This window comes from Pontibacter sp. BAB1700, assembly GCF_000277005.1.
GTDB classification, from domain to species: Bacteria; Bacteroidota; Bacteroidia; order Cytophagales; family Hymenobacteraceae; genus Pontibacter; species Pontibacter lucknowensis.
The window spans coordinates 1-21,152 of record NZ_AKIS01000048.1 but is presented as its reverse complement, the minus strand read 5'-3'; the positions used below and the strand labels follow the sequence as shown (position 1 = coordinate 21,152).

General features: G+C 49.6%; 16 protein-coding genes, 1 other RNA gene and 5 pseudogenes. 12 read left to right on the top strand and 10 right to left on the bottom strand.

Annotation, left to right across the window (positions count from 1 at the left end; all coding sequences use genetic code 11):
• Positions 1-168 precede the first annotated feature (168 nt).
• Together O71_RS06490 and O71_RS06485 are read right to left on the bottom strand one after the other, a co-directional pair.
• Positions 169-1,015: pseudogene (locus O71_RS06490) on the bottom strand (ABC transporter ATP-binding protein).
• 73 nt (positions 1,016-1,088) lie between these two features.
• Complete coding sequence (locus tag O71_RS06485; RefSeq protein ID WP_007654551.1) at positions 1,089-1,820, bottom strand: ABC transporter permease; 732 nt, start codon at positions 1,818-1,820, stop codon at positions 1,089-1,091.
• Positions 1,821-1,936: 116 nt separating this feature from the next.
• Here O71_RS06485 and O71_RS06480 point away from each other — a divergent pair, with 116 nt between their 5' ends.
• The 7 genes and pseudogenes from O71_RS06480 (at position 1,937) to dnaN (ending at position 8,845) form a co-directional block, all read left to right on the top strand.
• Complete coding sequence (locus tag O71_RS06480; RefSeq protein ID WP_007654548.1) at positions 1,937-2,644, top strand: SDR family oxidoreductase; 708 nt, start codon at positions 1,937-1,939, stop codon at positions 2,642-2,644.
• Positions 2,645-2,705: 61 nt separating this feature from the next.
• A complete protein-coding gene (locus O71_RS06475) occupies positions 2,706-3,419 on the top strand; it encodes a hypothetical protein (RefSeq protein WP_007654547.1) in 714 nt (237 codons plus the stop codon).
• A gap of 21 nt (positions 3,420-3,440) precedes the next feature.
• Positions 3,441-4,144: pseudogene (locus O71_RS06470) on the top strand (SDR family oxidoreductase).
• Between the two features lie 126 nt (positions 4,145-4,270).
• On the top strand, positions 4,271-5,182 hold the full coding sequence (gldA, locus tag O71_RS06465) for a gliding motility-associated ABC transporter ATP-binding subunit GldA (protein ID WP_007654544.1): 912 nt from the start codon (positions 4,271-4,273) through the stop codon (positions 5,180-5,182).
• 9 nt (positions 5,183-5,191) lie between these two features.
• Positions 5,192-5,918, top strand: a pseudogene (gldF, locus tag O71_RS06460) (gliding motility-associated ABC transporter permease subunit GldF).
• A complete protein-coding gene (gene gldG, locus O71_RS06455) occupies positions 5,912-7,612 on the top strand; it encodes a gliding motility-associated ABC transporter substrate-binding protein GldG (protein ID WP_007654543.1) in 1,701 nt (566 codons plus the stop codon). Before gldF ends, gldG begins: the two are co-directional and overlap by 7 nt.
• Positions 7,613-7,720: 108 nt before the next feature.
• Positions 7,721-8,845: a DNA polymerase III subunit beta gene (gene dnaN / locus O71_RS06450; protein ID WP_007654541.1), complete on the top strand. Its 1,125-nt coding sequence runs from the start codon at positions 7,721-7,723 to the stop codon at positions 8,843-8,845.
• 86 nt (positions 8,846-8,931) lie between these two features.
• Here the strand turns inward: dnaN and O71_RS25275 are convergent.
• A pseudogene (locus tag O71_RS25275) lies at positions 8,932-9,965 on the bottom strand (endonuclease/exonuclease/phosphatase family protein).
• Positions 9,966-10,042: 77 nt separating this feature from the next.
• Here O71_RS25275 and gldC point away from each other — a divergent pair.
• Entirely contained in the window at positions 10,043-10,384 is a 342-nt protein-coding gene (gene gldC / locus O71_RS06435) for a gliding motility protein GldC (RefSeq protein ID WP_007654530.1), read from the top strand.
• 67 nt (positions 10,385-10,451) lie between these two features.
• Here the strand turns inward: gldC and O71_RS06430 are convergent, their stop codons facing one another.
• The 5 genes from O71_RS06430 to guaA form a co-directional block, all read right to left on the bottom strand.
• The gene (locus tag O71_RS06430; RefSeq protein ID WP_155800615.1) at positions 10,452-10,898 is read right to left on the bottom strand and encodes a hypothetical protein; all 447 of its coding nucleotides are present in this window, start codon (positions 10,896-10,898) and stop codon (positions 10,452-10,454) included.
• 212 nt (positions 10,899-11,110) lie between these two features.
• Entirely contained in the window at positions 11,111-11,647 is a 537-nt protein-coding gene (gene dcd / locus O71_RS06425) for a dCTP deaminase (RefSeq protein ID WP_007654526.1), read from the bottom strand.
• Positions 11,648-11,884: 237 nt separating this feature from the next.
• Entirely contained in the window at positions 11,885-13,183 is a 1,299-nt protein-coding gene (hemL, locus tag O71_RS06420; protein ID WP_007654517.1) for a glutamate-1-semialdehyde 2,1-aminomutase, read from the bottom strand.
• Positions 13,184-13,256: 73 nt separating this feature from the next.
• Positions 13,257-14,960: an ABC transporter substrate-binding protein gene (locus O71_RS06415; RefSeq protein WP_237717731.1), complete on the bottom strand. Its 1,704-nt coding sequence runs from the start codon at positions 14,958-14,960 to the stop codon at positions 13,257-13,259.
• A 146-nt stretch (positions 14,961-15,106) separates the two neighbouring features.
• Entirely contained in the window at positions 15,107-16,636 is a 1,530-nt protein-coding gene (gene guaA, locus O71_RS06410; RefSeq protein ID WP_007654514.1) for a glutamine-hydrolyzing GMP synthase, read from the bottom strand.
• 359 nt (positions 16,637-16,995) lie between these two features.
• Between guaA and ffs the strand changes: the two genes are divergently transcribed.
• The 4 genes from ffs to O71_RS06395 all read left to right on the top strand — a co-directional run bounded on the left by ffs (position 16,996) and on the right by O71_RS06395 (position 19,017).
• Positions 16,996-17,096: signal recognition particle sRNA small type (ffs, locus tag O71_RS22555), an RNA gene on the top strand.
• A 200-nt stretch (positions 17,097-17,296) separates the two neighbouring features.
• Positions 17,297-17,953: a fructose-6-phosphate aldolase gene (gene fsa, locus O71_RS06405; protein WP_007654513.1), complete on the top strand. Its 657-nt coding sequence runs from the start codon at positions 17,297-17,299 to the stop codon at positions 17,951-17,953.
• 139 nt (positions 17,954-18,092) lie between these two features.
• On the top strand, positions 18,093-18,296 hold the full coding sequence (locus O71_RS06400) for a hypothetical protein (RefSeq protein ID WP_007654512.1): 204 nt from the start codon (positions 18,093-18,095) through the stop codon (positions 18,294-18,296).
• A 7-nt stretch (positions 18,297-18,303) separates the two neighbouring features.
• Positions 18,304-19,017 (top strand): cell division ATP-binding protein FtsE, encoded by a 714-nt coding sequence (locus O71_RS06395; RefSeq protein WP_007654511.1) that lies wholly within the window; start codon positions 18,304-18,306, stop codon positions 19,015-19,017.
• 107 nt (positions 19,018-19,124) lie between these two features.
• On the opposite strand, the gene O71_RS06390 is transcribed toward O71_RS06395, so the two are convergent.
• Together O71_RS06390 and O71_RS24235 are read right to left on the bottom strand one after the other, a co-directional pair.
• Positions 19,125-20,600, bottom strand: a complete 1,476-nt coding sequence (locus O71_RS06390) for a lipopolysaccharide biosynthesis protein (protein ID WP_007654510.1) — start codon at positions 20,598-20,600, stop codon at positions 19,125-19,127.
• Positions 20,601-20,633: 33 nt separating this feature from the next.
• Positions 20,634-21,152 (bottom strand): annotated as a pseudogene (locus O71_RS24235) (hypothetical protein); the annotation flags it as partial.

The following is a 21,152-nucleotide window of genomic DNA, read 5'->3' as shown; positions in this document are numbered from 1 at the left end:
AGAAGCTATACTAATAAAAAAGGCTCCCGCTATACCTAAGCGGGAGCCTTTTTTTATGATTTAAAGCTTTGTAGCTCTTTGCTTATACCTGTACCTGGGTTTATACTTTGTCGTTACCGGTTTGGGTAGTAGCGGTAGGGCCTTCCGGGTTGTCGGGATGTGGCTCCTTCACTGTTTCCGCTGATTCTTCAGAAGGAGCTTTTTCTTTGCCTGTGAAGCCAGCTGCCCATTGTGTCTGCGCTCTTCCTCTTCTTCGCGCTCTTCTTCTTCCACCTTCTTGGCATCACGCATCAGACGGTTGGCGAATATAAAGTCGTTGAGCTCTTTGATATCTGTGTCCATGATGTCATCGCGGGTGCTTCCCAGAGCTTCTTGCCTTCGTAAAGGAAAAAGATCTTGTCACCGATCTCTATCACCGAGTTCATGTCGTGCGTCACGATGATCGTGGTGATGTTGTATTCTTCGGTAATCTCTTTGATAAGTTCGTCAATCTTGAGTGCTGTTTGTGGGTCAAGGCCGGAGTTAGGTTCGTCGCAGAACAGGTAGGTACAGTGCGGGGCAATGGCGCGGGCTATGCCGACACGCTTCTTCATACCGCCACTGATCTCGGAAGGCATTTTTTTATTGGCACCCTCCAGGCCGACACGCTTCAGGCAAAAGTCAACACGCTCTTTACGCTCCTCCTTAGTCATGTCAGTAAGCATCTTGAGTGGGAACTCCACATTCTGCTCTACCGTCATGGAGTCAAACAAGGCGGAGCCCTGGAAGAGCATGCCGATCTTGCGGCGGATCTCCTGCCGGATATCGAGCTTGTTGTTGGTAAAGTAAGTCCCGTCGAGGTCACACTGCCAAGGTCGGGCTTGATGAGACCCACGATGCACTTGAGCAGCACACTTTTGCCGGTACCACTGGCACCAAGAAGCAGATTGGTTTTGCCCGTCTCAAAGACGCCGCTTACACCGTCCAGTACTTTCTTGCCGTTAAATGCTTTATGTATGTTATGTATTTCAATCATGTTGATTCTTGTATTCGGGAGCTAAAGGCAAAGACGCGATGAACTCCAGTAGATTTTTTAATGGTCAACAAACCTACAGTAAGATATATGCCAGCACAAAGTCACCGATCAGAATGGCGATGACGCTGCTAGTTACAGCTGAGGTACTGGCAGCTCCGACTTCCAGCGCCCCGCCTGAGGTATAGTAACCGCGAAAGGAGGAGATAGACGAAATCAGAAAAGCAAACACTACTGATTTGATCAGTGCAAATGTGATGTTATACGGAATAAACCCGTCACGTATACCTGTAATGTACTCCTGAGGTGTTAATTCACCTGAAAGCGTTCCGGCTAAGTAGCCTCCCAGTATAGAAAGGAACATGGCCAGTATCACCAGCATCGGAAACACCAGGATGGCTGCGACCACCTTAGGCAGTACCAGGTACGAGGCCGAGTTGATACCCATTACTTCCAGGGCGTCTACCTGCTCGGTGATCTGCATGGTGCCCAGACCACCGGCGATGCTCGAGCCAACCTTGCCTGCCAGTACAATAGAGGTGATAGTAGGAGCCAGTTCCAGAATAGTCATTTCGCGCACCATAAAACCAATGGTGGAACGGGGTATGAAAGCATTGTTGAGGTTATATGACACCTGCACACAGGTAACCGCACCGATAAAGGTGGAAACGATGGCAACGATGAATATAGAGTTGATGCCGATCAAAATAGCCTCGTCGACGGTGCGCCCGAACAGAATCCTGGCGGATTCTTTACGGATGAAAAGGCTTTGCATGAACAGCAGGTATTTCCCAAAGGATTGTAGCATACAGGCGTTACGTGTTAAACAAGGTATTAAACGTGTTTCTAAACAAAAATACTGTTTAAATGCCTATATTACGGTTAAATTTTGAAAACGTATTATCTAATATCTATATAGAGCACATGCAGCAGTATATTTTGGTGACAGGTGGCACAAAAGGCATTGGCAGGGCCGTGATCGAACAATTTGCAAAAGAGGGCTTTCATATCATTACTTGTTCCCGAAACGAAAAAGACCTGAAAAAGCTGAAACTGGAAATTGAGGAGCGCTATACCTTTTCCAAAGTATTCTACCAGGAGGCCGATCTGAGCGATATGGGCTCACTCAAAAACTTTATCGCTTATGTGAAAGGCCTTGAGGTCAAGATCGAGGTGATTGTCAACAACAGTGGACTGTTTATACCTGGCAAAGTGCACGAGGAGGATGATGCGGCGCTTCCAATGATGATCAATACGAACCTCTACAGCGCCTACTACATCACCAAGGCTTTTGTGCTGGATATGAAGAAGCGCAGAAGCGGGCATGTCTTCAATATGTGCTCCACGGCCAGCATCACCCCCTACACCAATGGCGGCTCATATTGTATTTCAAAATACGCCTTGCTCGGGATGTCAAAAGTATTGCGTGAGGAGATGAAAGAGCATGGTGTCCGTGTTACGGCTATTTTGCCCGGCGCAACCTTAACAGCCAGCTGGGAAGGCGTGGACCTGCCGCCCGAGCGTTTTATGCGGGCCGAAGATGTAGCCATGGCCATTTATGGAGCCTACGCCATGTCACCTAACAGTGTGGTGGAGGAGATCCTGATCAGACCGCAACTAGGTGATATTTAATTTAAGAAAGTAAAGAGGGAAGGCAGGGTTGATTTGAATTAGAAAACAAACTTATACCTATATGAAAAAAGTATACCTGCTTTTGCTTGCGCTAGGTAGCGCTACTGTAGTATTTGGCCAGAAAATGGAGTACAGCGCCCAGCTAAACTCTGGTTTGTCAAGGTTTACAGGAGAATCGTCTACCAAAACGACTGTAATGGTCCTTAATGATACCTGGGGCAGCGCTCCAATGGTGATCAATCCGTATGGCAACAGGTATAACGTGACATATGGAGGTAGTTTGCAGGCGCAATTTGTTGCAGCTGGTGGCTTTATACTGGGTACTCAGGCAGGGTACGAGCAACTGCGAACACAGGCTAAGATAGACAGAGCCCATGGCTTTTGGTCGCACAGTTCTTCTATGACACATCCGGCTGACGGTAAAGCTGTCATCATAGCCGATTATATCAATCTGCAGCCTTACATTGGCTGGCGGATCAAGCAAAGCCCTATAGACCTGGACCTAACCCTCGGTTCGGATATTGGTTTCAGTCAGCAAATGAAAGAGAGATCGGAGGCGACACTGGAAGATGGAACTGAATTTAAGACAAGAATAGACCGCAACGAATCGATCACTGATTTCAGACCTAGACTGGGTATAACAGGCTACCATGGTCACTTCGGCCTATCCTTGAGTTACGCCCATGGTATCAAGAACTACAAGGCTAACATGGAAGGCGCCAATATGAAGCTATATACCCAAGTAATCCGGGCAGGCCTGCTTTACAGATTATAAACTCCCTATAAACATAAAACTATGAAACTGGAAAATAAGATAGCCGTGGTAACCGGCGTGAGCAGAGGTATAGGACTGGCTGCCGTACATGCGCTGCTGGAGCAGGGCGCGAAAGTAGCAGGCTGGGCAGAACTAACCCAGATGTGCAGCATGAGCATTTTGAGTTTGTAGAATGCGATGTGCGCCGTGCCGACTCGGTTCAAATGGCCTACAAGCACACCGTGGAGCATTTCGGTGGCCATATCAGTGTACTGGTGAACAATGCCGGACTGGGTCGCTCGGCTACGCTCGAAGACCAGGACCTGGAAGAGTGGCATCTGATGTTCGACACAAACGTGCATGGCCTCTTCTACTGTACCCGTCTGGTGGTGCCCGGCATGAAGGAAATGGGAGAGGGTCACATCATCAACATCTCCTCCATAGCAGGTACTACAGGTATAGAGCAGATGTCGGCTTACTGCGCCACCAAGCATGCGGTGCGCGGTATTTCGCACTCGCTCTACAAAGAGGTGCGCGACTATGGCGTGAAAGTAACCTGCATCTACCCTGGCTCCGTGCAAACCAACTTTTTCGACAACATCGATAGCGTAACGGTAAACGATAACATGATGCGTCCGGAGGATATCGCCTCCACCATTGTGCACTGCCTGGAATCGCACGCCAACTACCACCACGTAGACATTGAGGTGCGTCCGCTGATGCCAAAAGGCAGAAAACAGGTATAGCCATAATGTGGAACAGCTTTTGTAGCTTTGCATACCTAATTAAAGCTGAATTCAGAATGGTAAATGAATAATGGTCAGGCCTGAAGCCGATTGTCATTGTTCATTATGCATTCATTACTGTAAATAATGTCTGTCGAAGTAAAAAACCTTACCAAGCTTTTCGGGTCGCAACGGGCTGTCGATGATATTTCGTTTTCGGTCTCGCAGGGGCAAATACTTGGCTTTCTGGGACCTAACGGTGCCGGCAAGTCCACGACCATGAAGATTGCTACCTGCTACCTGCCCCCAAGTGCGGGTACCGTACAGGTAGCCGGCTATGATGTGGTGCAGGATCCTATTGCGGTGCGCCGCCATGTGGGCTATCTGCCGGAGCACAACCCGCTCTACCTGGACATGTATGTGCACGAGTACCTGCAGTTTGTGGCCTCTGTTTACGGCCTGAAAGGGCGAAAGGCAAAAGAGCGGGTGCAGGAGATGGTGGAGCTTTGTGGCCTCACCCTGGAGCAGGGCAAGAAGATCGGTGCGCTTTCCAAAGGTTACCGCCAAAGGGTGGGCCTGGCGCAGGCGCTGGTGCACGACCCCCAGGTGCTGATCCTCGACGAACCGACCACCGGCCTCGACCCAAACCAGATCGTGGAGATACGCTCCCTCATCAAGCGTATCGGGCAGGACAAAACCGTGATCTTCTCAACCCATATCATGCAGGAGGTGACCGCCATCTGCGATCGCGTCGTGATCATCAACCGCGGCAAACTGGTGGCTGACAGCGATGTGGCCAGTCTGCAGGCTGGCTCCCGCAATGAAAAGACAACCCTGGTGGAGTTCGAGCAGCCTATACCTGTCGAGGCGCTTGAGCAAGTGCCTGGAGTTCTGACAGCGACTCTAGTTGAGGGTGCGACCTACCGGGTGGTTTCCCGCAAGGATACTGACATCCGCGCGACCCTTTTCCGGGTGGCTGCCGAGCGCAACTGGCCACTGGTAGGACTGCGCCACGAAGAAAACTCCCTCGAAAAGATTTTCCAACAACTGACGAAGTAGGTATACCTAATGCTCGCTATACTTAAAAAAGAATTTAACGGCTTCCTGAACACACTGATTGCCTATATCGTGATCACGGTTTTTCTGGTGGCCATCGGCATGTTCATGTGGGTGTTCCCCGAAAGTAACGTGCTCGACTACGGCTTTGCCGACATGCAGACGCTGTTCAACATGGCGCCCTGGCTGTTCCTGTTCCTGATTCCGGCGATCACCATGCGCACCTTTGCCGAGGAGAAACGGGAGGGCACGATCGAACTCCTGCTCACCAAGCCGATCTCGGACTTACAGCTTATTCTGGGTAAATACTTCGCTGCGCTCCTGCTGGCGCTTTTTGCCCTTATACCTACGCTGATCTACTACTATAGCGTATATGAGCTCGGCAACCGCAAGGCAACGTAGACTCAGCGCTGTGGTGGGCTCATACCTTGGCTTGGTGTTCCTAGCTGGCGTATTTGCCGCTATCGGGGTCTTTGCCTCCTCTGTCTCAGACAACCAGATCATCTCTTTCGTGATCGCTATTTTCCTGTGCTACATCTTCTACGCAGGCTTCGAATTGATTGCATCTATACCTGTGTGGGGCGGCTATAGCTACTTCATCAGTCAGTTAGGTATAGAGTATCACTACACGGCCATCAGCAAAGGGCTGATCGACTCGCGCGACGTGCTGTACTTCCTGAGTGTGATTGCGATCATGATTCTTTCCACCAAACTTGTATTGAGCAGCAGAAAATGGTAACGGAGCAGGCAACGAAACACAAAAGCAAGCGCAGCCGCGACCTGACCCGCTTTCTGATCGCGTTGGCAGCCATTGTGCTGCTCAACATACTGGTCGCCAACTTCTTCTTCCGCCTCGACCTGACCGAGGATAAGCGCTATACCATTTCGCCTGTTACCAAGCAGATGCTGTCGGAGTTGCCGGAGCCGGTGTTTGTAGAGGTATACCTTGAGGGGGAATTTCCAGCAGGTTTTAAACGCCTGCAGCAGTCGGTACGCGAGACCCTGGACGAATTCCGTATTTACGCAGGCGGCAATGTGCGCTACGAGTTCATTGATCCGAATGACATCACAGACGAGAAGCAGCGGGTGGAGTTTTTCCAGAAGCTAGCGCAGGCAGGTATACAGCCTACTAACCTACGCGCTAACGAAGGCGGCAAGCAGGTGGAACGACTGGTATTTCCGGGTGCTCGCGTGATGTACAAAGGCAAAGAAACCGGCGTAATGCTCCTGAAAGGCAACCTGGCGGCCTCTCCTGACGAACGCCTGAACCAGTCAGTAGAGGGAGTGGAGTACGAACTAGCTACGGCGATACGCAAAATGGCCTTCCAGGGCAGTAAGACCATCGGCTACATCAGCGGACAGGGGCAGTTGGAGACACAGAATGTGACGGATTTACTGGGTTCTTTGCAGGAGTTCTACCGGGTGGCCCGCGGCGAACTGCGTGATATCCCTACCTTGCAAGGCCTGGACCTGATCATCATTGCCAAACCAACCCAACCTTTTACCGAAGCCGACAAGTACAAGATTGACCAGTTCATCATGAACGGGGGCAAGGCAGTATTTTTTGTAGATGCCTTAAACGCGAATATGGATAGCGTAGGAGCAGGCGGGATGTTCGCCATGCCTTACAATCTCAATCTGGATGACCTGTTCTTCCGTTATGGCGTGCGCCTGAACCCAACCATGATCATGGATCTGAATTCTGGCTTTATACCCATTGTAACAGGCTATACCGGTGAGCGGCCGCAAACCGAGATGATCAACTGGCGTTTCTATCCACTGCTCAACACCTTTGCCAAGCACCCAATTACGCGCAACATCGATGCGGTGTATTCCAAGTTTATTGGAACGATGGATACTGTAAGAGCTGACGGCATTCGCAAAACACCGCTGGCCTTTACCTCAGTTTATTCCCGTATCATGCAGGCGCCGGTACCGCTAACGCTTGAAGAAGCCCGTATGGATGTAAAACCGGAGCAATACCAGGCGGGGCCTCAGCCTGTAGGCTATCTGCTGGAGGGCGCCTTTACATCGCTCTTCCGTAACAGAAGAGCTCCGGAGGGAGCGGCTGATCCACAGGTGAAAGAGACAGGCGTACCAACCAAAATAGCAGTTTTCTCGGATGGTGACCTTGTGCGCAACGATGTGAACCCACGTACGGGGCAGGCTTACGAGCTGGGTTTTGACAGGTACAACAATGTAACGTTTGCGAACCGTGAGCTGGCCATGAACACCATTCATTACCTGCTGGACTCTGAGGGTCTGATCAATGTGCGCAGCAAAGAAATACAACTGCGGCCACTGGATAGGGTGCGTGTGAAAGAAGAGCGTACCTATTGGCAGCTGCTCAACATCGTGGCTCCGATCGTGCTGCTGGCCCTGTTTGGGGTGCTGCGCTACTACCTGCGCAAGCGTCGCTACGAACGCTTCTGATTTTTTTTTGCCTGTATGTAAAGAAATTGTGAAAAAGCCGGGCCCGTGCAGGTAGCATAAATGCGAAAAATTTTTAACTTTGTCCAAATAACATTATAGCTATACATAATGAAATTTATCGTCTCTTCTTCTGCTCTTTTGAAGCAGTTAGCCAGCATAAACGGTGTGGTAACCAACAACCCGGTGGTTCCTATCCTTGAGAACTTCCTGTTCGAGATCAACGACAGCACCCTCACCATCACAGCCAGTGACCTGGAAACTTCCATGATCACTGAACTGCAGGTGGAGGCGAAGGAGAGTGGCCGCATTGCTGCCCCTGCCAAGATCCTGATCGAGACGCTGAAGAACCTGCCAGACCAGCCGGTGACTTTCACGATTGACGAAGAGACCTATACCATTGAGATCAGTTCAGCAAACGGACGCTACAAGCTTTCTGGTGAGAACGCAACCGACTTCCCGCGTGTACCGGTAGTGAAGGGTGGCAGCGCCATCGAGATCCCGTCTAACGTGCTGGCTCGTGCCATCAACAAGACGATCTTTGCAGTAAGCAACGACGAGCTACGTCCAGCCATGACGGGTATCTATGTGCAACTGCGCCCTGACAATGTAACGTTCGTAGCCACAGACGGTCACCGTCTGCTGCGTTTCCGTCGTACGGACATCGCCACGAGCCAAGAAGCATCGCTTATCATTCCACGCAAGGCTTTCACGCTTCTGAAGTCAACGCTGCCTTCTGAGGCAACTGCCGTGCGCATGGAGTTCAACCAGTCCAACGCCTTCTTCAGCTTCGACAACATCCGCATGATCTGCCGTCTGATTGACGAGCGTTATCCGGACTACGAGAACGTTATACCTGTACAGAACCCGAACAAACTGGTGATCGACCGTTCTGCATTGCTGAGCTCTGTGCGTCGTATTTCCATCTACTCAAATAAAACCACGCACCAGATTCGTCTGAAGCTGTCCGGCTCTGAGCTGCAGGTTTCTGCCGAAGACCTCGACTTCTCGAACGAAGCGAACGAGCGCCTGACTTGCCAATATGACGGTGAGGACATGGAAATCGGCTTTAATGCGAAGTTTTTGATCGAAATGCTCAACAACATCGACGCTGACGAAATCTCGTTTGAGCTGTCCACACCGAACCGTGCTGGTCTGTTGATGCCGCTTGCAAATGAAGATAATGAAAATGTTCTGATGCTGGTGATGCCTGTAATGCTGAACAATTACGTATAAGAAGATAATTTCTCCTAATGCAGAAAGGCGGACCGTTATGGTTCGCCTTTCTTGTTTTTAGGGTGTCGTCTATCTCAGTGTATAGCCTACTTTTGCAGTTTGATGTATACCGGGAAGTGGTCGCTGTACCCGCCGATGTAAAGGGTACCGGACCAGGTCTGACGAGGCGTATCCTTATACCTGCCGAAGGTGAATTTGGCAAACTCCGGATCGTGGATGAAGGCAGAGCCGTGCGCGTAGTGCAAACCACCTCTGGTATTCAGGAGCGACTTGGACACCAGGATCTGATCTCGCATTTTGTTGTCGTTGCGGGTATGGAAGCTGCCGTGCCCCTGCACGTACCACAAATAAAAGGTGTTAAACAGCTCTTCATTGTAAGACGGATCAGGGCGGCCTGTCGCTCTCAGTACCTTTTCCATGTTGGAGGACTTCGGCTCATCAGTAAAATCACCCAGCACGATTATTTTGGCATCCCTGTCTGCTTTCTGCTGCGCATCCAGCTGCCGTCTGAGTTCTACCGCTGCCTCTCTTCTGCGGGCAGTACCGAGCGTCGTGCTGCCACGGTCTTCCGGCCAGTGATTTACATAAATCGTCACAGGCTCGCCTGCCAGCGTTCCTTTTACCTGCAGTATGCCCCGTGAGCTAAAGCCCTTTTCGGAGAACTTGATAGGTAGGTTTGTATGGGTCGTTGGTTTGAAAACCTGGGGTTGTAGAGCAGGGCCACATCCAGCCCCTCAGGGTCGGGAGAGTCGTAATGAATAATATTGTAGCGGCGCTTGCGAAGAGGAGAGGAGCTGACCAGGTCCTCCAGCACCTGCCGGTTCTCCACCTCGCTGACACCTAATAGGTCAGCTCCGTTTTTGCCGCCAATGGACTCAATGACTTTCGCAATATTGCGAATTTTGGTCTTATACCTGTCCTCATCCCACTGCATGATACCTTCAGGGGTGAAGCCGTCATCATCTGTTTTGGGGTCATTCTTCGTGTCGTAGAGTTTCTCTGTATTATAAAAAGCGACTGTGTAGAGTTTCGTTTTTTTAGTAGAGGAGGTTAAGCTGGCACACCCCGAAAGGATGGTCAGGCTAAAAAGAAAGAAGAAGGTTTTTATTACGTAGCGCATCGCGTAACTTTGTACTTAGTTTGAGTATTCAAGCATAGTACGAGATATATATAGCACAAAGTTTAACAGAAACGAAAATGAAGAAGTCAGAAATATACTTTAGCATCGCGCTGGACGAGCAGCGTGTACCGGAAGCCATCAGCTGGAGAGCCACCGATGCAGGCGAAAAAATCCATTTTGCGAAGGCCATCAATATTTCCCTATGGGACCGTGATGAAGCAGGTACCATGAAAATCGACCTGTGGACCAAGGACATGCCGATCGATGAAATGAAATACTTCTACATCGACACCATTGGTGCTATGGCCCAGAGCATCGCTACGGCCACCAGCGATAAGGTAATGGCTGATAAAATGCGTGCTCTTTGTGAAGACTTGATGAAGCACGTAGAAGAGGAACGCAAGAAGGAAAGTAACTAGACTAGTCCTATAAACAACGAAAGCCACCCTTTGAGGTGGCTTTTATGCTTTTATTTAAAATGTCGAATTAGTTTACGTTTGAGACAGTCGTATTTTCAGTGCCCTTTTCGTTCGTAGCCAGGTTCTGAGAACCTTGTTCGTCCAAGCTTGCCATAAACTCACGGTCTACTTTAGAATATACTTTACGGTCACCGAAGTAATCGTTATACTGCACAGTGCTCAGGATGTCTTCAAACTCCAGGTCACGCACGGCCAGTACTGCTTTGCACTTCTCTGTGATCAGTTGCTCGTTACCTTCATGCTTCTGCTCAATCTCAGTGATCTGGGCAGCTACGTCCAGGTTAATCTCTCTAATCTTATTGGCCTGGTAGTTATTCAAACGAAGCTCACGAATCATCTGGTCAGTGAGGTGGTTGGCACGCTTCTCAGCAATCACTGTTACATTATTACCTGTAGCAAATGCGCCGTATACGGTTCCGAATACCATCAATGTTATTACCAGTAGCTTTTTCATAATCTTAGTGTTTTTGGTGTTTTCAATGCTTTTCATTCTCTCCTGAGGCATTGTAGTTTTAAAACGCAGGCCACCGTGAAATGATTCCGGCATTTAAAAATTTTCCTGCTTGCCTTTCAGTGTCGAATACGTGTAATATAGTGCAGGAATTATGCCAAAAAAGGTCAAATAAGCTAATATTTGACCTTTTTTTAATGTTTTTTAGGTAGAAATTACCATTCGTTGCGCCACATCATCGATTCGACAGGCTTGGTTGTGCGGTTGTTATACTTGGCATTGTCTTTACTGTTGTAATAGTTTTCAATGCCGCCTTTTACTTCAAAATAAATCAGCTGACCAATCGGCATGCCATGGTATACACGTACCTGCTGCGTTACAGAAATTTCCAAAGTCCATGTGTTGCAGAAGCCTACATCACCTTTACCGGCCGTTGCGTGGATGTCGATGCCGAGACGACCTACGCTTGACTTACCTTCCAGAAAAGGTACGTGCGCATGTGTTTCGGTGTACTCCAGCGTCACACCCAGGTATAAGGTGTTAGGTTGCAGGACAAAGCCTTCCTCCGGGATTTCAAAGACATCAATCTGGTTGTGCTGACGGGCATCGAGTACTTCGTCGCGGTAAGTGGCCAGGTAGCGGCCCAGGTGTACATCGTAAGAGTTGGTGCCAAGGCTGGAGCGCCTGAACGGCTCAATTAAAATAGTGCCTTTCTCAACCTCTTCTAAAATCTGCTTATCTGTAAGAATCATGGGGGTGCAATGTTATGACCGTAAAAGTACGGAAAATGGGCGAATTGTTGATTGTGAAATGTTAATTAGCTAAATGGTTAAATTGCAAAATTGTTGAAAGGCTAACCGGAGGGGGATAACGGTGCTGGAGTTAGAATGCATGCCCGCCGGAAAAGATGGTCTGGCTGTACCTCCCTATAATAATAACGGCAGCCTTGGTGTAGGCTGCCGTCTCTTTTATAATCACTAAGGTATAGCTTACTGTTGTACTGCCTCCTGAAGTGCTTCTCGGTTTGCCTGCAGGTACTCCTGCACCAGCTCCTCGGTAATGGCTGTAGACACGAACAATGATTCGTATTGGGAAGGAGCCAGGTATACGCCGCGCTGTAGCATGCTGTTGAAATAGCGACCGAACATGGCGGTGTCAGATGTTTTGGCACTTTCGAAATCGGTAACAGGCTGCTCTGTGAAGAAGATGCTGAACATAGAGCCCACATGGTTGATGGTGAAGTTCATCCCCAGTTCCTGCATATTCTGCTTCATGCCTTTTACCATTTTGGTAGTCGTCTGCTCCAGGTTCGTGTATACTTCCGGATGACCTTGCAGGTACTGCAGCATGGCCATACCTGCCGACATGGCGATCGGGTTACCGGAGAGGGTACCAGCCTGGTAAACCGGTCCGGCTGGCGCTACAAAGTTCATGATCTCTTTCTTGCCGCCGTAGGCACCCACTGGCATACCGCCACCTATGATCTTACCGAGTGTAGTCAGATCCGGCGTTACACCGAATAACTGCTGTGCACCGCCTGGTGCCAGACGGAAACCGGTCATCACTTCGTCAAAGATTAATACGATGCCTTCTTTGGTGCAAAGGTCACGCAGCCCCTGCAGGAAGCCTTGCTCCGGCAGCACGAGCCCCATATTACCGGCAACCGGCTCCAGGATGATAGCCGCTACCTGGTCTTTATTGGCTTCGACGAGTGTTTTTACAGCCTCCAGGTCATTGAATGGGGCCGTAAGCGTATCAGCTGCTACACCCTGCGTTACACCCGGGCTATCGGGCACCCCTAAAGTAATGGCACCGCTACCGGCAGCGATCAAGAAAGAGTCGCCGTGGCCGTGGTAACAGCCTTCGAATTTGATCATTTTGTTGCGACCAGTATAGCCTCTGGCCACACGTACTGCCGACATGGTAGCCTCAGTGCCGGAATTTACCATGCGTACTTTCTCTATTGAGGGCACCATGTCCACGATCAGCTCTGCGATTTCTATTTCCTTACGGGTAGGAGCTCCAAAAGAAAGCGAGTTCGGTATAGCCTTTTGCACGGCCTCCTGCACTATTTCCGCTGCATGACCCAAGATCATAGGCCCCCAGGAGTTAATAAGCTCCATGTAGCGGTTGCCGTCCTCGTCGAACATATAAGGGCCTTTGGCTGATACCATAAAACGTGGATTTCCGCCCACGGCTCTGAAGGCTCGTACAGGAGAGTTTACCCCGCCTGGTATGGAGTGCTGTGCACGCTGGAAAAGTTCTTCGCTGATTGGTGCTATTTTCATAATTCTGATTTCTTTGAATTTAAAAGCAATGATATGGGCAGGGTGCTATACCTGATGTGTAATGCCTGGAGCATTAAAAGATCGGGTTTACAACAGTTAGTTGCAGGTTTTCCAGTTTGGTAATCGGAATGTACTGGTTGTCACGGCGCACTTCATTGAGAGCTGCACGATCGGTGTAGCCTATGCCTTTGTAAAAAACACCCGGGCGGAGTCCCTCTGAGCCAAGTGCCAGATTAAAGCGGGGACCGTAATTTTGGAGCAGTGTTCCAAAATAATACATCATTTCAAAACCGGCATAGGCATACTGTGAGGGTGGCATGTTATACCTGGCCGTATACCTCTTACGGAAGTGACGCGCTGCCGAACTCATCTGATCGATGTATTTCGGGTTTACAAAATAGATCTCCAGATCGTCTAACTGGCGCAGAGTCAGCTGCCCTATACCCAGCCACTTTTCGAATGTCACGAGTGGCAGCGTGGCTGCTCTGGACTGTAAGGTACTAACCGTATTTGCCGCAGCCGTCATCTGATCAGAGAAAACAGCCAGGTGGCCAACATTTTCCAATTTCAGGTCTTTGAAAACAGCGGCGGTGGCAGCGCTCTGTGCAGAGTTTATCTTTTTGTAAGCTGCCACTTTACCCCCTAATTTCAGGAACTGCTCGCGGTAATGCTGGCTAAACGCGATGTCATCTTTGTTGTCTTCATACAGGATGACAGCCGTTTTAGGCTCGAAAGTGTTGTAAGCGTAGGTAGCAGCCTGTCGTGCCTGCGTCGCTACAGAAGACTCAAATAGAAAAATATTGGCATTATCAGCAGCTACTTCCAGGTCCTGAGTAAGCGGGTTGATTACATTCACATTATTCTGAGTGGCAAAACGGGCTGCAATCTTGGCCGATGACCTGTAAACAGGACCGATAACCAGATCCATGCTTTTGAGCTCCGAAGTTTCCAGGATTCGCTTTACAGCGGTTGTATCGGTGCCTGCATCGTAAGCATAGAGGTTTATATTTATTCCCTGACGTTTGAGGGAGTCCTGCGCCATCTTCATGCCTGCGAAAAGGTCGGTGGCAAACTGATTCTTACGTGCTGCCTGCCCCAGGTCCTGGTCCAGCTGAAACGGCATCAGGGCTGCTACATTATAAGCCTGCTTGCGCATGGCATTGGCACTCAGGTAGCGGCTGCGGTCCAGGTGGTGCTTTGAGACAATGCTTTCCAGCGTGGTTCTGTCCTCAGGACGATACCAACCTGCCAGCAACTTGTCAGCATAGGTCTGTGCGACAGCTTTATCTTCCGGATAGCGCTGCAGTAACTGCTCGAAAATTCCGCGGTCCGTGATGCGCATCAGGTAGTGACGCTTCAGATTTTCGGCATCGGCTTGTAGTTTAGCGGAACGAAGGCTACTTAGTTCAGCCAATGCCTGCTCATACTCGCCTTGTTCAAAAAGTACATTAGCAAGTAAATAGCTTGCTTCAGGTTGATTGGGCCAATTAGAGTGCTGGCCCTGTAGCTGTTGCAGCATACGCCGCGCTTCAGGCAGTTTGTTTGCCTTGAGCGCCGCTACGGCATACAAGTAAGAAGCTTCGGGAGCGTATTGATTTTTGGGACCAGCCTGCGTGATAGGTAGTAACTCGGCCATGGCCTTGTCATAGCGCTCCTGCTCTATCAGTACCTTGCCATTGCTATAGGTCGTGCCATAATCCTGCTGGGCCTGTACCGGCAGCGCAAGCGCAGCCATTAGCAGCATACCCGCTGCATGCTTCAATAAGCTTCTCTTCATGTTGTTCTATTTTTGAATTAGTGATTGAGTGATTATAATAAAGTCGAAGGCTTAACTAACCTATTTCTTAGCTGCAGCCTTACCAATGCTAAACCAAGTATTCACTAATTCACTCAATCACCCAATCACTAATTCACTCAATAATATTACTCCCACTCGATGGTTGCTGGTGGCTTCGAGCTGATGTCGTACACAACGCGGTTCACACCCTTTACTTTGTTGATGATCTCGTTGGATACATCGGCCAGGAACTCATACGGTAAACGGCTCCAGTCCGCTGTCATGCCGTCGATAGAGGTTACAGCACGAAGGGCCACCACATTTTCGTAAGTACGTTCATCACCCATTACACCAACTGATTGCAAAGGTGTCAGGATAGCGCCAGCCTGCCATACCTCATCATACAGTCCTGATTTTTTCAGGTTGCTGATGAAGATGTGATCTACCTGCTGCAGCACGTGTACCTTCTCCGGTGTGATGTCACCCAATATACGGATAGCCAGACCAGGACCAGGGAAAGGATGGCGACCAAGGATGGTATCATCTATCTTAAGGGTCTTACCTACCAAACGCACCTCATCTTTGAAAAGTGTTTTGAGTGGTTCTACCACTTTCAGTTTCATGAAGTCAGGCAGACCGCCCACGTTGTGGTGCGATTTGATCGTAGCCGAAGGACCTTTCACGCTCAGCGACTCAATCACGTCCGGGTAAATAGTGCCTTGTGCCAGCCACTTCACGTCCTCAATCTGATGCGCTTCGTCGTCGAATACCTCAATAAACACACGGCCAATCGCCTTGCGCTTGCCTTCCGGATCGGAGATGCCGGCTAGTGCTGCGTAGAAGCGGTCTTTGGCGTCCACACCTTTCACGTTCAGACCCATGTGCTTATATGAATCAAGTACGGTCTCAAACTCGTCCTTGCGCAGCAATCCGTTATCTACGAAGATGCAGTACAGGTTTTTACCGATCGCCTGGTGGATCAGCATGGCCGCCACACTGGAGTCTACACCGCCAGACAGGCCAAGTACCACCTTGTCATTGCCCAGCTGCTCTCTCAGATCAGCCACCGTGGCATCCACGAACTGCTCGGAGGTCCAGTCCTGCTGGCAATCGCAGATGTGCACCACAAAATTGCGGAGCAGGGTTTTGCCTTCGTCGGAGTGGGTTACCTCTGGGTGGAACTGAATACCGTAGGTTTCCTGGTCGCGCAGCTTGTACGCGGCTACACGTACCGTTTCCGTGCTGGCTATAACTTCAAAATTGTCTGGAATTTCTTTGATCGTGTCGCCATGCGACATCCATACCACAGAACCTGGGGTAAGTTCTTTCATCAGGCGGTTTGCCGTGTGCAGCTCCGTAAGTCTGGCACGACCGTATTCGCGAATGGTAGATGGGGTTACTTCGCCCTGGTGCTCGTAAGCGATCAGCTGTGCGCCGTAGCACACGCCCAGTAAGGGAAGCTTGCCCATGTACTGGCTTAAATCGATGGTTGGGTGTTCGTGGTCGCGCACCGAGCAGGGGCTGCCCGATAGAATAACGCCTTTGACATCTTCCGTGAGTTCCGGAACATTATTGTAAGGGTAAATCTCACAATACACATTTAGCTCGCGCACCCGTCTTGCAATCAATTGGGTGTACTGGGAGCCGAAGTCGAGAATCAGTATTTTTTCTGGCATGCGCAAAGGTAAGGTGTATTAGGCTTTTTTGCCAAAAATAGGGGAGATATGTTTTTGAGGGGTGTTGAAAGTGGGGGTGGGCTGAAATGGCGGCGAGACTTGTAGTATGGTTCAAGCATCCCCGCTTGTGTCTGTTATAGTGAGTCCTCTGGAACACACCACCGGTTTAGCTTAAGCACAATTTGTGGATATGGATGAAAGGAGGAACTCACTTCAACACTATAGGTATAGCTTTGATGCAGAAAATTCTTTTCTGCATCAAATCCCCTGACCGTAAGAAACATGTGTTCACAATAACGTCTGTCAAACATAATTCCGAAGAATAAATTTGCACTTCAGGATAATCTTCGTACTTTTGTAACGGCAAATCGGCACGGCCAGCTCCCGTCGAACTCCCCCAGGGCCGGAAGGCAGCAAGGGTAGATGGTCGAAGCGGCGCGATGTTGGTTTTGCCACTTTTTTTTGCCCATACTTTTCTGATCGGCTCCCTGCCGGTCTTTTTTATTTAAAGCCCAGCTGCGCCTTCCTATACCCTGCCATACAATAGGTTAACCTGCCTTTGAGGGCTTATACCTCAATTGTCCCGCATCTTTTATACAATGTCTTTTGACTTAGGGCATATTGCGTTAGATTTGTAGGAAAATCTACATCCCCAGCATTATGAAATTCTTTGTTGATACTGCAAACCTGCAGGAAATTCAGGAAGCGCACGACCTCGGTGTGCTCGACGGTGTTACCACCAACCCATCGCTGATGGCCAAAGAAGGTATCTTCGGACACGACAATGTGATGGCGCACTATAAGCAGATTTGCGAAATCGTGGATGGTGACATCAGCGCCGAAGTGATCGCAACGGACTTCGACGGCATGGTACGCGAAGGCGAACTGCTGGCCGAACTACACCCGAACATTGTAGTGAAAGTGCCTATGACACGTGAAGGTGTGAAGGCGATCCGTCACTTCAGCGAGCGCGGCATCAAGACCAACTGTACACTGGTATTCTCTGCTGGTCAGGCGATTCTGGCTGCCAAGGCTGGTGCTACTTATGTGTCTCCTTTCGTAGGTCGTCTGGATGACGTGTCAACGGATGGTTTGCAACTGATCGAGCAGATCGTGCATATTTATGGTAACTACGGTTACCAGACACAGGTACTAGCTGCTTCTGTTCGTCACGTAATGCACCTGGTGCAGTGCGCTGAACTTGGAGCTGATGTGGTAACTTGTCCGCTTTCTGTGATCACGGGCCTGCTGAATCACCCACTGACTGACATCGGTCTGCAGAAATTCCTGGCTGACCACGCAAAAGGAAATAAGTAATAACTAATGAATAATGAGTAATGATTAATGGGGTAAAGTGAATAAGGGGCAATACTTAAACATTTTACTTCATCAATCATTATCCATTCTATACCTGGCAATTCTTCATTAGTCACTACTCATTATTCATTAAAAAAAGATGTACATCATCAAAGTAAAGGGCAAGGCCAAAATTCCGGATTATATTCAGCTGCGCGACGATAATTTCGTGCTGATTGCTTACTTTAGGGCAGACCGGCCACTCAAGAACCTGGACCGCTATGGCTTGGAGGGAAAAGAGGAGGCTTTGGCTGCGCTGATTGAGTCCCTCGAGTTTGGTAAACTGCAGCAACTAGACATTTAATTTTCTTATGAGCTTTTCTTCATCTACACCCGTGGTATCGCTACGCGACGTGGCTATCTATCAGGACGTAAACACCGTGTTGAGCAGTGTCAACTTCGACATTGACAAAGGCGAGTTTGTATACCTGGTGGGGCGCACTGGTAGCGGAAAAAGCTCATTGCTCAAAACTCTTTACGGTGATTTGCCACTTCAGACCGGCGTAGGCACCATCGCCGATTTTAAACTCACGAAGCTCCCGCGTAAGCAAGTACCATTTCTGCGTCGCAAGATCGGTATCGTGTTTCAGGACTTTCAGTTACTTTTCGATCGTACAGTGGCTGAGAATCTGGCCTTTGTACTGAAAGCTACGGGCTGGAAAGATAAGTCGAAACGCAAGCAGCGTATTACAGAAGTGTTGATGCGTGTTGGCCTGGATGCCGCCGCTAACAAACTGCCTCACCAGCTGTCCGGTGGTGAGCAGCAACGCATTGTGGTAGCCCGTGCCCTTCTCAACGAACCGGTTATTTTGCTGGCTGATGAACCAACTGGTAACCTTGACCCGATTGTGGCCGATGGCATCATGCAGCTCTTTAACGAGATCAATAACAGCGGTACTGCTATCCTGATGGCTACGCACAACTACGAGATCATCAACCGCTACCCACACCGCGTACTCAAGTGCGAAAACGGCAAAGTACTCGATTCAAAAGTGGAGTCCTTTAACCTAACAACAGGGTACTAAATCTAATTTTTTTGGTTTTATAATAGTGGAGTTTTTACAGAAAGCTCCCCGCACAGGTGTACCTTTTTCTATACCTGTCACAGTTTTCAGTTAATGAACCCTTCTACTTATTTAAGTCTGCGCCACTGGGCAAACATCCACTGGTTCATGTCCGGATATACCCGTAGGCTGAGCATCAGGCCCATGTAAATGGCGGTAATCAGCAGGGAGCGCACCAGGATGTCCAGGTATAGGTTGCCAAGGTATGGCACCAAGTATGAGACTCCCAACGCAACGGCTGCAATGACTGTCACACCCAGCGAATTCCAGGCAAAAGGTTGCATTTTGTAGAGCCACTGCACAAAGAACAGGCGCAGCAGGTTGATCGTAACATACGAGATCATGGAGGCCATTGCTGCACCGTTTATCCCATAGAGCGGAATGAACACATAGTTCGTCCAAATGGTCAGGCCGGCCAGCACCACATTAAAAAGGAGATCCCAGCGGTACTTCTCGGAAGTAGCCAGAATGATGCCGTTTATACCTGTGGCCAGGTCGATGATGCGAGCCATGGACAGGAACAATACTACATACTTACCTGCCCGGTAGGTTTCCGGCATAAAAGAGAAGAGGTTGTCAATGTTGGCCCAGATGCCTATGAAGAGCAGCAAACCAACGATCAGGTTGATCAGGGTGATTTGCTTGTAAAGCCGCTCCATACCTGCCATGTCCTTGTCTTTCCAGTACTCGGCCACTTGCGGAAAAGCGATCTTGAAAATAGACCTGGCTGGTACCATGATGGCGCTGGTGATGAAAAAAGCTGTGGTGTAAATACCGTTGTCGCCCAGGCTGTAAGAGCTGATCATGATTTGATCGACAGTGGTAATGATGGTAACAGAAATATTGCCCAGGAAGGTGAAAAAACCGAAGTACAGCATTTCACGCAAGGGTACAATACTGAGCGCTGCCAGGCGCGGCTTCAGGAACAGTTGCTTTAACCAGAGCGCATACACTACCAGCGAAAGCGTGATCACCGCATTGATGACAATGTAAAGCAGCACGAACTGCCTGAATTCGATCCAGCCAAGCGCATAAAGACCAATCAGTGCCGTCGTGAGGATGCGCAGCAGAAAGTCCTGGGCGAAGGACGAAATGATGGTCTTGAACAGCGAGCGCAGGTAAGCTGTGAGCAGATTGAAAAGCAGTGTGAAAAAGGCCAGCGGGATCACAAAGTAATAGTAATCGAGCAGGAGCGGAGAATTCTCGATGTAATAGTCGATCACAACCGGCTTGAACAGCAGGAATAATCCGGAGATGGCGCCAAAGCCCAGCACAGGTATAGCCAGCATCAGAAACAGGAAGCCGTGGTGTTCTTTGCTCTTATCCCGGAAATATGGGAAGTAGCGCACACTCATGTTCACGAAGCCGAGTGCGGAGAACTGCGCAAACATCACCGAGATCTGGATCAGCAGACGCGTAAGGCCGACTTCTTCCTCCTCCAAAAAGTTCGGGAACAGCAAGATGGTGTTCACATAGCCGATGGCGATGCCGGCATATGAGATCACGGTGTTCCAAATACCCTCTCGCTGGAGATGTTTACTCATGTTTCTTTTTCAGGCCACAAAGGTAGCCGATTCTTATAATTGATTGGTGGTAGCCAACATTGCTTTTATTAAGTCAGCTGCCAGTTCGCCGCTCCTGCCGTCGTACTCCGTTCCCACAGTCGCGTGGTAATAGCTAGCTCGTTGGTAAACCTGCGGTTTATGTGCTATACCTTGTGCGAGCATTGGCTTGAGCGCATCGTAGGAAGCAGCTTTCTCAATCAGTCCCTGCGCCACAAAGCCATAATAATCATGCAGTTCCTCTGTCGGGTTGAAATTGTAGTAAACCGACCATACATTCAGCAGCACTGCCTCCAGGTGAATGCCGGAGTTACCGCTGATCAGCATTTCCAGATCCCGCAGGTATTCAAACACGGACTGCTGTCGCGCGTTGGTTAGGCTGACGTTTGGGCTGATGCCGGTGACAAAGGTATAGCTGCGTTTGTCGCGGGGGTGGGGGCGCAGCAGAATCCTGAGCTGCGGAAAGTCACGGCTAATCTGGCGCACCAGCAGCTCCACTTCCTCCACCCGGTCCATCAGGTTGCAGGCTATACC

What these genes read in the sequence shown, in the direction of transcription:
- guaA (WP_007654514.1), bottom strand. Translation starts at nt 16,636, where the DNA reads ATGCCAGAAAAAATACTGATTCTCGACTTCGGCTCCCAGTACACCCAA.
- gldC (WP_007654530.1), top strand. Translation starts at nt 10,043, where the DNA reads ATGAAGAAGTCAGAAATATACTTTAGCATCGCGCTGGACGAGCAGCGT.
- O71_RS06390 (WP_007654510.1), bottom strand. Translation starts at nt 20,600, where the DNA reads ATGAGTAAACATCTCCAGCGAGAGGGTATTTGGAACACCGTGATCTCA.
- O71_RS06430 (WP_155800615.1), bottom strand. Translation starts at nt 10,898, where the DNA reads ATGAAAAAGCTACTGGTAATAACATTGATGGTATTCGGAACCGTATAC.
- fsa (WP_007654513.1), top strand. Translation starts at nt 17,297, where the DNA reads ATGAAATTCTTTGTTGATACTGCAAACCTGCAGGAAATTCAGGAAGCG.
- dnaN (WP_007654541.1), top strand. Translation starts at nt 7,721, where the DNA reads ATGAAATTTATCGTCTCTTCTTCTGCTCTTTTGAAGCAGTTAGCCAGC.
- O71_RS06400 (WP_007654512.1), top strand. Translation starts at nt 18,093, where the DNA reads ATGTACATCATCAAAGTAAAGGGCAAGGCCAAAATTCCGGATTATATT.
- O71_RS06485 (WP_007654551.1), bottom strand. Translation starts at nt 1,820, where the DNA reads ATGCTACAATCCTTTGGGAAATACCTGCTGTTCATGCAAAGCCTTTTC.
- O71_RS06475 (WP_007654547.1), top strand. Translation starts at nt 2,706, where the DNA reads ATGAAAAAAGTATACCTGCTTTTGCTTGCGCTAGGTAGCGCTACTGTA.
- gldG (WP_007654543.1), top strand. Translation starts at nt 5,912, where the DNA reads ATGGTAACGGAGCAGGCAACGAAACACAAAAGCAAGCGCAGCCGCGAC.
- O71_RS06480 (WP_007654548.1), top strand. Translation starts at nt 1,937, where the DNA reads ATGCAGCAGTATATTTTGGTGACAGGTGGCACAAAAGGCATTGGCAGG.
- gldA (WP_007654544.1), top strand. Translation starts at nt 4,271, where the DNA reads ATGTCTGTCGAAGTAAAAAACCTTACCAAGCTTTTCGGGTCGCAACGG.
- O71_RS06395 (WP_007654511.1), top strand. Translation starts at nt 18,304, where the DNA reads ATGAGCTTTTCTTCATCTACACCCGTGGTATCGCTACGCGACGTGGCT.
- O71_RS06415 (WP_237717731.1), bottom strand. Translation starts at nt 14,960, where the DNA reads ATGAAGAGAAGCTTATTGAAGCATGCAGCGGGTATGCTGCTAATGGCT.
- hemL (WP_007654517.1), bottom strand. Translation starts at nt 13,183, where the DNA reads ATGAAAATAGCACCAATCAGCGAAGAACTTTTCCAGCGTGCACAGCAC.
- dcd (WP_007654526.1), bottom strand. Translation starts at nt 11,647, where the DNA reads ATGATTCTTACAGATAAGCAGATTTTAGAAGAGGTTGAGAAAGGCACT.